At 32.9% G+C, this 13230-nt stretch carries 14 protein-coding genes; 1 reads left to right on the top strand and 13 read right to left on the bottom strand.

Annotated elements, in window-relative coordinates:
* Positions 1–373: 373 nt before the first annotated feature.
* Complete coding sequence (locus WMO18_RS09310; protein WP_211148541.1) at positions 374–1129, top strand: carbohydrate-binding protein; 756 nt, start codon at positions 374–376, stop codon at positions 1127–1129.
* A 129-nt stretch (positions 1130–1258) separates the two neighbouring features.
* Here the strand turns inward: WMO18_RS09310 and WMO18_RS09305 are convergent, their stop codons facing one another.
* The 13 genes from WMO18_RS09305 to WMO18_RS09245 all read right to left on the bottom strand — a co-directional run bounded on the left by WMO18_RS09305 (position 1259) and on the right by WMO18_RS09245 (position 12747).
* Positions 1259–1642: a putative ABC transporter permease gene (locus tag WMO18_RS09305; protein ID WP_211148542.1), complete on the bottom strand. Its 384-nt coding sequence runs from the start codon at positions 1640–1642 to the stop codon at positions 1259–1261.
* A gap of 51 nt (positions 1643–1693) precedes the next feature.
* A complete protein-coding gene (locus WMO18_RS09300; RefSeq protein WP_211148543.1) occupies positions 1694–2278 on the bottom strand; it encodes a ribonuclease M5 in 585 nt (194 codons plus the stop codon).
* Complete coding sequence (gene holA, locus WMO18_RS09295; RefSeq protein WP_211148544.1) at positions 2265–3335, bottom strand: DNA polymerase III subunit delta; 1071 nt, start codon at positions 3333–3335, stop codon at positions 2265–2267. The genes WMO18_RS09300 and holA overlap by 14 nt, the downstream gene beginning before the upstream one ends.
* Positions 3336–5495 (bottom strand): ComEC/Rec2 family competence protein, encoded by a 2160-nt coding sequence (locus tag WMO18_RS09290; protein ID WP_367286557.1) that lies wholly within the window; start codon positions 5493–5495, stop codon positions 3336–3338.
* A 14-nt stretch (positions 5496–5509) separates the two neighbouring features.
* Positions 5510–6043 (bottom strand): phosphoribosyltransferase family protein, encoded by a 534-nt coding sequence (locus WMO18_RS09285; protein WP_211148255.1) that lies wholly within the window; start codon positions 6041–6043, stop codon positions 5510–5512.
* A gap of 10 nt (positions 6044–6053) precedes the next feature.
* A complete protein-coding gene (locus WMO18_RS09280) occupies positions 6054–6395 on the bottom strand; it encodes a histidine triad nucleotide-binding protein (protein ID WP_022505564.1) in 342 nt (113 codons plus the stop codon).
* Between the two features lie 12 nt (positions 6396–6407).
* Positions 6408–7154 (bottom strand): glycerol-3-phosphate 1-O-acyltransferase PlsY, encoded by a 747-nt coding sequence (plsY, locus tag WMO18_RS09275; RefSeq protein WP_022505565.1) that lies wholly within the window; start codon positions 7152–7154, stop codon positions 6408–6410.
* Positions 7154–8479 (bottom strand): ribosome biogenesis GTPase Der, encoded by a 1326-nt coding sequence (der, locus tag WMO18_RS09270; protein ID WP_211148254.1) that lies wholly within the window; start codon positions 8477–8479, stop codon positions 7154–7156. The genes plsY and der overlap by 1 nt, the downstream gene beginning before the upstream one ends.
* A 224-nt stretch (positions 8480–8703) precedes the next feature.
* Entirely contained in the window at positions 8704–8889 is a 186-nt protein-coding gene (rpmF, locus tag WMO18_RS09265) for a 50S ribosomal protein L32 (protein ID WP_022505567.1), read from the bottom strand.
* A 24-nt stretch (positions 8890–8913) separates the two neighbouring features.
* Positions 8914–9408 carry a YceD family protein gene (locus WMO18_RS09260; RefSeq protein WP_022505568.1) on the bottom strand — a complete coding sequence of 165 codons (495 nt, stop codon included), beginning with the start codon at positions 9406–9408 and terminating at the stop codon, positions 8914–8916.
* 274 nt (positions 9409–9682) lie between these two features.
* Positions 9683–10099, bottom strand: a complete 417-nt coding sequence (locus WMO18_RS09255) for a hypothetical protein (protein ID WP_211148253.1) — start codon at positions 10097–10099, stop codon at positions 9683–9685.
* 37 nt (positions 10100–10136) lie between these two features.
* Positions 10137–11474 (bottom strand): glucose-6-phosphate isomerase, encoded by a 1338-nt coding sequence (locus WMO18_RS09250; protein ID WP_022505570.1) that lies wholly within the window; start codon positions 11472–11474, stop codon positions 10137–10139.
* Between the two features lie 133 nt (positions 11475–11607).
* Positions 11608–12747: a D-alanyl-D-alanine carboxypeptidase family protein gene (locus WMO18_RS09245; protein WP_211148252.1), complete on the bottom strand. Its 1140-nt coding sequence runs from the start codon at positions 12745–12747 to the stop codon at positions 11608–11610.
* Positions 12748–13230 lie beyond the last annotated feature (483 nt).

Raw genomic sequence — 13230 nt, 5'->3', positions numbered from 1 at the left:
ACCTGTGAGTCATAGTTTCATATGATTTTATGGTATATATTCTCACTACAAATTTGCCTTTAACCACAATCAAAATTGAAAAACCCTAATTTATAGAACTATCTTTCCCATAATAAAAATTTATAATAATAAATCAATAATCACAACAATAATAAAATAATTTAAGGCAGAATAGCAAATACAAAATATAATTTAACAAAGAAAATTTGTAAATTTAATAATTTATATGTTGACATATGTTATAAATTGGTATATAATACAATCAACCTAGACGTTTAGGTAAATATTTAACATTTTCATTTGATTAACCAATTGTATTTTCTTGAATGAAATAATAGTACTATTTTATAATTGGTTTAGAAAGGAGTCAATTATGACTAAAAAAAGGCTAATCCCTTTTGCAGTTGTTTTAGTAATGTTGTTCTCTATTTTCTCTGCTATTCCATCTGCTGGGGCTACATCAACAACACCGGTAAAACTGATTTATGCAACACCTAACGGAGTAGATGGTATTGGTGCATCAGGTTACATTGAGGTTGAGAACATTGCTTATGAAAAGAATGTTACTGTTCATTACTCATATAACGGTATTGACTGGTATGACTGTTCAGCACAGTACTACAAGCCTACTCACGGTAACTATGAGGCTTGGTCATTTGCAACACCGGGTATTTCAAGACCGGGTGGTGACTTACCTGTAACTGTTCAGTTTGCTATTAAGTATGAAGTAAATGGAAACACATATTGGGACAACAACAACGGTAATAACTACAAAGTATATTCCGGTTATCACTCACCATCTTTCTATGATTTTGGTTGTGGTGGAGTTAAAAACTACTATTCTTTTATAGATATAGACAATAATTTTACAGGTGCAGTTCAGCTAAAAAATCTTGGCTATGAAAAAGACGTAAAGGTAGTTTACTCTACTGACAACTGGAAAACAACAAAAAACGTAAATGCTTCTTTTGAATGTACATCTAACCCATATGTAGAAAACGCAATAGAGGTATGGTACTATTCTGTTCCTGTTAACGATAATTCACTACAGTACAGAATTGAATACACAGTAAATGGCACAACTTATGTTGACGACAACTTTGGTGCTAATTATACTGTCACAAAATAAAGTACAAGTTTTAGTTTTTATTCATATACCTACTTCCTATGGAATGCTGAGGCATTATGCCTCAGCATTTCTCTTTTGTGGATTTTTATTATTTTAAAATAAAATACATTTATACATATATAAAGAAATTCAGGACTCTGCAACTTTTCTGATTTTATTTGCAATAAAGTTAATTGGAATACAGAGAAACCCCCACAATGTGCTATAAAGAATACAAACCTGACCTGACAGATTAAGTGGCATTCTGCTGTAATTCCACACATTCATATGAAAAGTTAAGTTAACAATACAACCAACTATAAATTCTAATGCAGTTATTACAATTGCACCTAAGGCACATTTTTCTATTAAAGAATAATTACTCATATATCCAAAAAGTTTATATAAGGTTAAGAAACACAATCCACCAAGTAGTACCATTGTCCAATGGGTGTTACCTCTCCACATTATTTCAATCATTGCATAGGTAACTCCACCAATCAGAAACACCACCATATCCCATTTTATACTCATAAAAAATCACCACTTTTAGTATTAGTTAAAGTGGTGATTTTATTTATCATATTAATTTTTCTCTAAGATTTCTTTTATCTCATCTTTTGTAACAAGTACATTCAAAGCAGAAATCATTGCATTAGTTGTTAGGTATGTAGGTAGGTTAAGATACTTTAGCACCTTTTCCCTATTTGACTTTGAGTTATCTCTACCTGTTAAGCCAAGTTCAAAGAAATCATTTTTTGTAATTTCTTCTGTTTTCTTAACATTTTCCCCTTCAATAGTGGCATTTGACCTTTTGATTGCGTTTATAATTTCTTCATCACTAATACCCTCAACACCTAGGTATCCCTCTTTTGATGGTTTTTCTTTTCTCTTTTCCTTACCCTTTAGCTGAGGAATATAGCACTGTTTAATTGTACTGTCCTTTACAATTCCTTTTAAGAAATTTCTAATTACAAAACCTGCTGAGTCACTGTCTGTAATTATCAGCAGTCCTCTTTTATTTGCCAGTTGTCTGATTAAATTTTGCTTTTCTTTATCCTTAAAAACTCTAAAACCGTTTGTTTCAATAATAGGTGCATCAATAATACCTTTTAGCTTTATTTTGTCATACTTACCCTCTACAACAACTGCCTCTTTAATTCTTAGCATAGCTAATCTCCTTTGCTATTAAAGAAAGTTTTGCAATTAATTTTTCCACCAATATTCTACCGTTAGCTGATGTACTTTTTAACTTTAAGTCTGTATTAATAATTTCATCAATACTTTTTCTGATTGCCGGTGTTGAGATATACCTACCGTCTCTAGCTGAATTAGTCAGCACAAAACTTCTTTTGCCATAGTTAAATTCATTTGCTACAACAGTAATTGGTATTCCACTTTCACCGGCTACTCTTGCTCTATACAAATCCATATATGCATTTGCAATATTTGCAACAACAACAATAGGCTCTGTCTTTTGATAAAAGAGAATATCAAGTTCTTTATATGCTCTTTGCAAATCATTTTTGATAATATAGTTTGAAATATAATAAACCTTAGTTTCTAGGTTAATATGAACCAAATCGTTTATCATATCAATGGTAATTTCTTTACCGTCAGCATAGGCACATAGTTTATCAATTTCATTTTGTAATGCATTTAAATCTGTACCAACATAATCAACAATTTTACCTGCATTAGCTAGAGTTAATGGGCATCCTCTCTTTGATGCTGCTCTGACTAATTTTTTTGATGTTGCATGAGAATCATACTTAGGATACTCAACCACAACACCGTTTTTATCAACCAACTTAACAATAGACTTAAACTGAGCTTTTCTTGTATCTTTTCTGCCTTCCATACCACCTGTTGATAGTGTAGGAAAAGTAAAAATCAGCTTTGTTGACGGTGAAAGATTCTTGATAATAGTCTTTAGCTTTTCCATATCAGACTTAATAAGTGAATCAATATTTAAATCAGTAACCACAACACAGTTGTATTCACTCATAAAAGGCATAACATCACAGGCTACTGCAATATCATTTAGTTCACTGTTATTGTCAAAATTATGGAAGTTAAATTCAGGTGGTTCTTCCCCCATAATTGCTTTTACTAACTGCTTTGTATATACCTTTACCAAGAACTTTTCTTCACCATAGATTACATAAACATTGCTAAATTCTTTTTTCTTAATTTGTCTTTTAAATTCCGATTCATTTAGTATCATTTACCACACCTCTATCTTTGAAGAAAAGTCACCATTAAAAGTTGTATAAAGTTCATTTGAATTTATTGCGATATTTTTCATTGCATTTTTATAACTGTCTTCTGTACAACACAAAATAAGAAGATTTGTATTTATCAAATTGCTATTACTTATGTAAGATTTATCTGTAACTGTAATATTAGGGTTACGATATTGTTTATCTAAGTCTTTACAATCACCACTTGATGGCAAAATCAAAATTGACTTATCATTAACTTTAGTGTAAATAAAAACATTATCATTTCTTACAATATAAGTTATCTTTATCTCACCTAAATTTACAGTTGTATCTTTCTTAAATTCTGAAATACTTTCATAGCTATATGTATTTTCATAATTTCCTTTATCTATCCTATGATATAGTAAAACTTTCTTTAAGTCAAATTCATTTAAAACATCACTACTGAAAATTGATCGTTTACTACTATTATCTGTAATACTGAAAAAGTCATAACTATTGCTACTATCCCCTAAACTTGTTATAGGGTCATAGGTAACAGAACCACCACTACTTAGGATTGCTGATTTATTTTTGCAATGAATACTAAGTGTTATACCGTCACCAGTATCATATACATTAATTCTAGGTGTATTGTAGCTAACTATATAATCGGAAACCGAACCTACCACCAATACAAAAATCATAACTAAGGTTGCCATAGGCACAATTCTTTTATAATTCTTTAAAAAAACTACTAAACAAATCATTGTAAAACACATTCCAAGAAAAACATATACAAAAACTTTGTTTGTACTAATATAACTAAATGGTAATTTAGATGTTGTACTTGCCACCCATCTAATATAGGTTGCTAATTTATCAGCTACAAATAGGAAAGGTGAATATAACACTGCAATACCCGTTAGCCCTAAAACTCCACCTATCATAACAACAATCAGCAAAAATTCAAATACAGGTGAAATCAATAAATTTGAAAGTATCTGCACAAGTGAAATTCTTTTAAAGAATAATATTAATATAGGTGTAGAGAATGTACAAGCTGATAAAGTTATTGCTATTAAGTCTAATATATGAATTAAAATTCTTTTGTGGAATTTTAACTTCTCTACTAAAAAATTTCTTATAGGTCTTGAGAAAAGTATAATTCCCATTGTTGAGCCAAAAGAAAGTAATAACCCAACATCACCGGCAGAGTAAGGATTGAATAGTAAAATTACAAATGCTGAAATACCAAGGCTATTTAAGGAATCAGACTGTCTGCTAATCATCATTCCAAGTAGCATAAGAATAACCATTATACTACTTCTGATTACAGAAAAGGAAAGTCCCGTAAGTACCATATAAAACAAAACTAAAAGTATTGTTATGGGGCAGTAGATAAACTTTTTCTTAAATAGCTTTCTGAATATGAATAGAAATATCATAGATACAACACTCATATGCATACCGGATACCACCAACAAATGTGACATACCTGCCTTTTTAAAGTCACTTTTCACATTATCTGTAAGGTAATTTCTTTCACCAAAGCCTATTGCACTACAAATTCCACCGTTGTCACTATCCATATAAGAATTGATTACAGTTACTAACATTTTCCTTAATTTATAAGGAAAATATTTTATAGAATGAGATGTTGCCTTAGTTACTGCACAATTTTTACTATCAGTAATTTTTGACCTTAAATAATAACCTTTCGTTTTATAATAGTCAGTTGAATTAATCTTTAAAGTACCCACAAAATCAATTGTGTCGTCCAAATCAGCCCTTAAATCACCTTTTGAAATTAGGGTAATTTTTACTGATTTTTCATCATTTCCAATGGTAGTAGTTTTTACAGGATAATAATACTGACCAAAATTTTCATATGGTGAGTCAATTACAATTCCTGATACTGTTGTTTCTTCATCAGAATTATTATATACAATTGGCTTATAATAGAAATTTGTGAAAATAGCAAAAAACAATGCTGAAAAAACTACAGCACCTAAAACCAACTTTATATAGTAATTCTTTCTATATTTCTTCACTATGAAAGAAAGTACAAACAATACAAAAGCAATTGCAGAAAGAATTAGTGAAAATTTTACACCAACAAAATAAGCGAATGAAAGCACTACTAAAGAAGTTATCCCAAGTAATGCACCCATTCGCTTCATAGTTTTACCTCATATTATGTAAATAATGGTAGTTTCTCTAGGAATACAATGTCATCTCTTTCAGCAGCATCACCCTCAGCAAGAACTGATGCACAACAAGCAGTATGACCACCGGCAGACTTACAAAGAGCCTTTAGTGCTTCTAGACTTTCACCTGTGCTGATAACATCATCAACAATAAGAACATTCTTACCCTTAAGCATATTAGCCTTTGCACCGTCAAGATATAGCTTTTGTACTTTTTGTGTTGTGATAGACTTTACATTAACGGACACAATGTTGTTCATATAAAGTTTAACCGACTTTCTTGCAACAACATAAGGCTTGTTGCTTTGTCTTGATATTTCATAAGCTAAAGGAATACCCTTTGCCTCAGCAGTCAAGATAACATCAAAGTCACTGACTTTCTTTAGTAGTTCTGTTGCTGACTTAACAGTAATTTCTGTGTCACCAAACATAATAAATGCTGCGATAGTTAAGTTATCATCAACTTTACAAAGTGGAAGTTCTCTCTCACAACCGGCAATAGTCATTTTATATGATTTCATAATTTACTCCTTAAGCCATTTCTGTGTTAAGTTTCTTACCACCAAGTAGATGGAAGTGTAAGTGGAAAACTGTCTGACCTGCTTCTTCTTTGCAGTTAGTTACTACTCTGTAGCCATTTTCAAGACCAAGTTCCTTTGCAACCTTAGGAATAACTTCAAAAATGTGAGCAACTACTGAAGAATTTTCACTTGTAATTTCATCAGCACAACAGATATGTTCCTTTGGAATAAATAAAACATGAACGGGAGCCATAGGATTTAGGTCCTTGAAACAAAGAATCTGGTCGTCTTCATAAACCTTTGTTGATGGAATTTCACCTGAGGCAATTTTACAAAAAATACAATCACTCATAACAAATACTCCTTACTTTTTTGCTTTTATTTTTTTCTCTTCCCCACGAATCAGTCTACCGATATTCTCGTGGTGCTTGATTATAACTACAACACCTGTTAGCAACGCAATGGCAGAAACTATGAATACATAGGTTAGAGATAGAATTTGTGTAGTCTGATTTCTATATTCAAAGAAATATGTAACTAAGAAAGTAATTGGTCCGTAAAGTCCTGCACAAATCAGTGAACCCAAGGAAATAATCTTGCTACATAGGAAGATTATTAGGAAGATACCTAGGATAATTAGGAATGTTCTCCAGTCCAATACAAAAATCATACCAATTGCAGCAACAACACCCTTACCACCTTTAAAGTGGAAATAAATTGGAAACATATGACCAAGGATACAACAGAAACCTGCAACATAGTTACATATTGAAGTACCTTCTACAAGTAAGTTTTGGTTAGTAGCCAAGAACACCTGTGCATCATTACTGTAGAAAATTGAAGTAAATACTGCAACACCTACCCAAATAAATACATTGGATAAAAGTACTGCCACAACTGCCTTTAAGAAGTCACACACAATGGTGATGATAGCCGGAACTTTACCAACACAACGAAGTACATTGGTAAAACCGGCATTGCCACTACCCATTTCTTTAATATTGCCACCTTTTGTTACAATCTTAGTAACAATGATGGCTGTGTTAATTGAACCAAGCAAATAAGCTAATATTGCCGGAATAATGCAAGATAAAGCAATTATCAAATACATTAGTACTTTTCTCCTCTCTCTCTAACAATAATACGAATTGGAGTACCCTCTAGTCCAAATGACTCACGAATACGGTTTTCCAAATATCTTTGATATGAGAAGTGGAAAAGCTCCTTATTATTACAGAAGAATACAAATGTAGGAGGCTTAGTTGATGCCTGAGTACAATAATAAATTTTAAGTCTTTTACCCTTATCTGTAGGTGGCTGAACTCTTGTAGTTGCAACATTTAATAAATCATTTAGCATACCTGTACGGATACGCATTGCGTTATTGTTTGCAACAGTTGTGATAAGTTCAAATAGGTTGTTAACTCTCTGACCTGTTTTTGCAGAAATGAAAATATACGGTGTATAGCTCATAAATGCAAATTCTCTGTCAAGAGTCTTTCTAAAGTCACCCATTGTGTGAGTATCTTTATCAATAGCATCCCACTTATTAACTGCAATAATGCAACCTTTACCGGCTTCAAGTGCCATACCGGCAACCTTACTGTCCTGTTCAGTATAGCCAACTTCAGCATCAATCATAATTACACAAACATCACATCTGTCAATAGCCATTCTGGCTCTGATAATACTGTACTTTTCAATGTTGTCATAAACTCTGGCTTTTCTACGCATACCGGCAGTATCAATAAAATTGAATTTACCATATTCGTTTTCAACAATAGTATCAATAGAATCTCTTGTTGTACCGGCAATATCGGAAACAATACAACGGTTCTCACCTGTAATATAGTTAATAAGTGATGACTTACCAACATTAGGTTTACCGATAACTGCAACAGAAATTACATCTTCATCAAGTTCAGTTTCATCTTCAGGTGGTAAGAATTTACAAACTTCTTCAAGCAAGTCACCTGTACCTGTACCATGAACAGAAGAAACCTGAATTGGCTCACCTAAACCTAGGTTATAAAATTCATAAAACTGTGCCGGTGGTTCACCGATTTGGTCACATTTATTTACACAAAGCACAACCGGCTTACCACTCTTTTGTAGCATTTGAGCAACTTCTTCATCAGTTGCAACAACACCGTCACAAACATCAGTTACAAGAACAGTAACATCAGCAGTATCAATAGCAAGTTCTGCTTGTCGTCTCATTTGTTTTAGGATAACATCATCGGAATATGGTTCAATACCACCTGTATCAATAATACGGATTTTGCGATTATTCCACTCACATTCACCATAAATTCTATCACGAGTAACACCGGGAGTATCATCTACAATAGAAAGACGCTCACCTATAAGTTTATTAAACAATGTTGATTTACCAACATTCGGTCTGCCTACAATAGCTACGATTGGTGTGGACATAAAACCCCTCCTATCTATAAATCAAAATTTTTAATTTTTCAATTCTTTTAACTTTTTAGCAATAAAATAATTTATCTCAAATACTAAACATAATAGCCCATTATATTTTAAGCTAAACACACTCTTATTATACCCTATTTTACGGCAAAATAAAAGATAATATAAGAAATATTTGACATAAAAAAAGACGGATATAAAATCCGTCTGTTTTTTATAAATTAAAATTATTCAGCTTCTACTGCAATAACCTGTCTGCCATTGTACTGACCACAGTTCTTGCAAACCTTATGTGGAGCTTTGTATTCGCCACATGTTGGACAAACTGCAAGTGCAGGAGTGTTTAACTTCCAAACATTGGATCTTCTCTTCATTTTTCTTGCGTGTGAATGTTTTCTCTTTGGTACTGCCATTTTTATTTCCTCCTGTAATATATGTTATTTCAATAATTCCTTTAGTACCTCTAAACGAGGGTCAATTTCTTCTGCCTGACAATCACATTCTCCATCATTCAAGTCCTTACCACACTTAGGGCAAATACCCTTGCAGTCCTCTTTACACAGGAACTTAACAGGTAAGTTAAGAATAATATCTGTCTGAACACAATTATCAACATCAAGAGTGTAATCCGGAACTTCAATGTAGTCATCATTGTCATCACCCTGAAGTGAAACCACAAGACGATGATTAAACTGGTAATTTAATTCTCTACTAACATCCTTAAAACATCTGTCACAAGGACGGTTGTAGGTAAATGATACATCAAAATTAACATCAACAAGACCAGCACGGTTTAAAGCCTCACCCTTTACCATTATAGGTGAAACGAATGGATAAACACCACTAATGTCTATGTCTGACATTGAAAAGGAATACTCAAAAGCCTTCTTACTGCCTTCCTGTAGGAAAACTTCTTTAAGGTTTAATATCATAAATACACCTTCTCCCAATAAACACGACTAATATTATACTCATCAAATAGCATTTTGTCAATAGAAAAAAGCCATTTTATTAGATTTTTTCTGAATTTTTTGTAATTTTCTTTGGTAGAATTAAGTACAATAATTTATTAATAATTATATTATATTCATTAAGAAAAATCGGACAATTAATATGGTAACTTTAAAGGTTAAACCGTCAAAAAAGGACTGTTAAGTAACAGCCCTTTTAAGAGTTTTTAATTTAATTTTGAAAACTAATATAAAATTAAACCTTTTCGCAAACTGCGTTAATACCTACCGGTAGGTCTTCTTCAGCAGCAGAAATTAGGAAAGTAATCTTTGTTTCTGATGCGTCAGCTAGGTCTGATGCCTTCTTGATGAATGCTTCTAAACCGTCAATACCTTCTGGGCAAATCTTGAATGTGCTATCAACAAAAATGTCTGTAACATCATAGTTACCTGCACAGATACCACTTAGGAAACCGAATAGTGCATCATAGCCCTGAATTTCGTAATGGTCAGTGTCAACAAGTCTAGCCTTATGAGTTACATCATATGTAAGCTTTTGACCTTTCTCAACTACAACAACATTGCCACTTGATGAAGCAACAGCTTCGTTAGCAAGTTGGATTAATTTCTTAGTTTTGCCTGAACCTTTCTTACCTGTTAGTAAAGTTACCATTTAGTCGTCCTCCTTTTAGGATAAATTTTAATATTTTTTAGTTAAGTCTTGCTTCTAGTTCAGCTTTCTGATCTTCATAACCAGGTTTGCCTAGTAGAGCAAACATATTCTTCTTGTATGATTCTACACCAGGCTGGTTGAATGGGTTAACACCTAGTAAGTAACCACTGATTGCACAAGCCTTTTCGAAGAAGTAGATTAGATAGCCTAGTTCTGTTTCTGTCATTTCTTCAACATCAAGAACCATATTAGGAACGCCACCGTCATTATGAGCAAGAACTGTACCCTGGAAAGCCTTCTTGTTTACAAAGTCCATAGTCTTGCCTGATAGGAAGTTTAGACCATCAACATTTTCTGGGTCTGTATCAAGAGTAATTTCTCTTGCAACCTTATTAAACTGTACAACAGTTTCAAATAAAGTTCTTCTGCCTTCCTGAATGTACTGACCCATTGAGTGTAGGTCTGTTGAGAATACAACAGATGCTGGGAAGATACCCTTGTTGTCCTTACCTTCACTTTCACCAAACAACTGCTTGAACCATTCGTTCATCATTGTAAATGCAGGTTCATAAGCAACAAGTAGTTCTGTCTGGTAACCCTTTCTGTAAAGAATGTTACGAAGAGCAGCATACTTATAACAGTCATTTGTAAATAGGTCATCATTATCAAAGTCGTTCTGAGCCTTTCTAGCACCTGCCATAAGAGCATCAATGTCACAACCTGCAACTGCAATTGGAAGTAGACCAACAGCTGTTAGAACTGAGAATCTACCACCTACATCATCAGGTACTACGAATGTTTCGTAGCCTTCCTTAGTAGCAAGTTCCTTTAGAGTACCCTTTGCCTTATCAGTAGTACAGAAGATTCTTTCCTTAGCACCTTCCTTGCCGTACTTCTTCTCTAGCATTTCACGAAGAACTCTGAAAGCGATAGCAGGTTCTGTTGTTGTACCTGACTTTGAAATCATATTAATAGAAACATCTTTACCCTCACAGATTTCTACAAGTTCAGAAAGAGCATTACTGCTGATTGAGTTACCTGTAAAGAAAATTTGTGGAGTATCTTTGCATAGTAGATTATAGTTAGGGGATTTTAAAAATTCAATAGCTGCTCTTGCACCAAGGTAAGAACCACCAATACCGATAACGATAAATACATCAGTATTCTTCTTAACTTTTTCAGCAGCTGCCTTAATACGAGCAAATTCTTCCTTATCGTAATCTGTTGGAAGTGTTAACCAACCGATAAAGTCATTGCCTAGGCAATCACCTGTATGAAGTGCATTATGAGCAAGTTTCACCTGTGGTGCCATTGCTTCATATTCATGTTCACTTACAAATCCCTTTAAATATTTGTCACTTAACTTAGTAGCCATTTCTTTTTGTGCCTCCTTATCATTCCATAAAAGAATTATACACACATTATTTTATGGATTGGCACTATTATACTATATTTTGTATGTTTTTGCAACAGAAAAGTAACACTTTCACTAAATAAAATTTAATTTTTTATAAAGACACTAAAAAAGCCCACAAGTATCGGAAAGAATTAGCAAAAGAACATTCTTCTATATCTTCTTTTGCCTTAACTTTTACCTTTTCCACTAACTTTCCGTTTAAATTATATTCAATTTCACCAATCACCCGGTCTTGCTTTACCGGTGCATCTATTGAGTCAGGAATGTTTACTTTTGTATCTATTTTATCATTGTTGCCTTTTGAAATTAAAATTGACTTAGGTTCATTTGCAACCAGTGAAAGTTCTTCTTTCATTCCTTTATTTACTTTGATTTTATCAATCTTTACTTTTTCAGGTACTTTTATTCCGAAATTATTGAAACCATAGTCAAGCATTGTTGATGCACTTTTGAATCTTTCATTGGTACTGTCACAACCTAAGGACACTGCAATTAAGTTCATTCCATCTCTTCTGGCTGTTGCAGAAATACAACTCCCTGCCTCTGATGTTGTGCCTGTTTTTAGTCCTGTAATGCCGTTATAAGACTTTAAAAGTTTATTAGTATTAACAATTTGAGTTTTGCCATCTCGCAAGAAATCAAGCCATATAGAAGTATAATCAAAAACTTTAGTATGTTTTATAAGTTCTGCTGACATTAAAGCCACATCATATGCACTTGAATAATGACCTTTCTCATCAAGACCGTTGCAGTTCTTAAAAACAGTATCTTTCATACCAAGTTCCTTTGCTCTGGTGTTCATTCGCTTCACAAAGGCATCTTCGCTGCCTTCGGTATATTCTGCCAAAGCAACTGCTGCATCATTAGCCGAAGCAACTAATGTTGCCTTTAGCATATCGTCAAGGGACAATTGTTCTCCCTCTTCAAGCCAAATATCCGAACCGCCCATTGAGGATGCGTGTTTACTTGCAGTTACAGTATCTTTCAGGCTGATTTTTCCACTTTCAATATCCTCCATAACAAGCAAAACGGTCATTACTTTTGTAATAGAGGCTACTGACCTTTTTTCGTGACTATTTTTCTCGTAAAGAATATTAAAGTTGTCACCCTCAACCAATATTGCAGATGGTGCCGAAATATCTTCGGCAGTAAGTGCCTTTGCACCTATTGGCAAAGAAAACAATATCATCAACACGCTGAGTAATATTGAAAAGCTCCTTTTCACATACATTTTAACACCTCTTTCAAATAGTAAAATGTATGTGGATAAGGCTTATATTATGAATTGGGATTATCTAAATTTTCTAATTCTTCAATAGTTTTATTTACTACTTTCCCTCTTTAACTTCTTTTATAGCCTTTTCAATCTGTCTTCGGTTTGAGTTTAAATAGAATAATTTATTTTCTTCTATAGAATTTTGATTATTTTTCTTATCCATTATTATCACTTCCTTATTTCATTTTAATAAAATAATCATCCTTAATCAAGGTAGTTGTTGTGTAATTTTTTCATATAAAAAATTTAAATTTTCTGATTTCATTTGTAGGTTAAAATAAGTTTATTTTACAAATTAGGTTTTTTCAATTTTGTCTGTGGGTAAAGGTAAGTTTGTTTTAAATTTAATTGGCTATAAAGAAAAATTTATAGTGAGAATATGCATTTTAAATTATATATAACTATGACTCACAGGTGTAGGGGGCATCATTGATGTCC

This window comes from Ruminococcoides intestinihominis (assembly GCF_040096285.1).
Taxonomy (GTDB): domain Bacteria; phylum Bacillota; class Clostridia; order Oscillospirales; family Acutalibacteraceae; genus Ruminococcoides; species Ruminococcoides intestinihominis.
The sequence above is the reverse complement of the archived record's forward strand: the minus strand, read 5'-3'. Positions and strand labels throughout refer to the sequence as shown.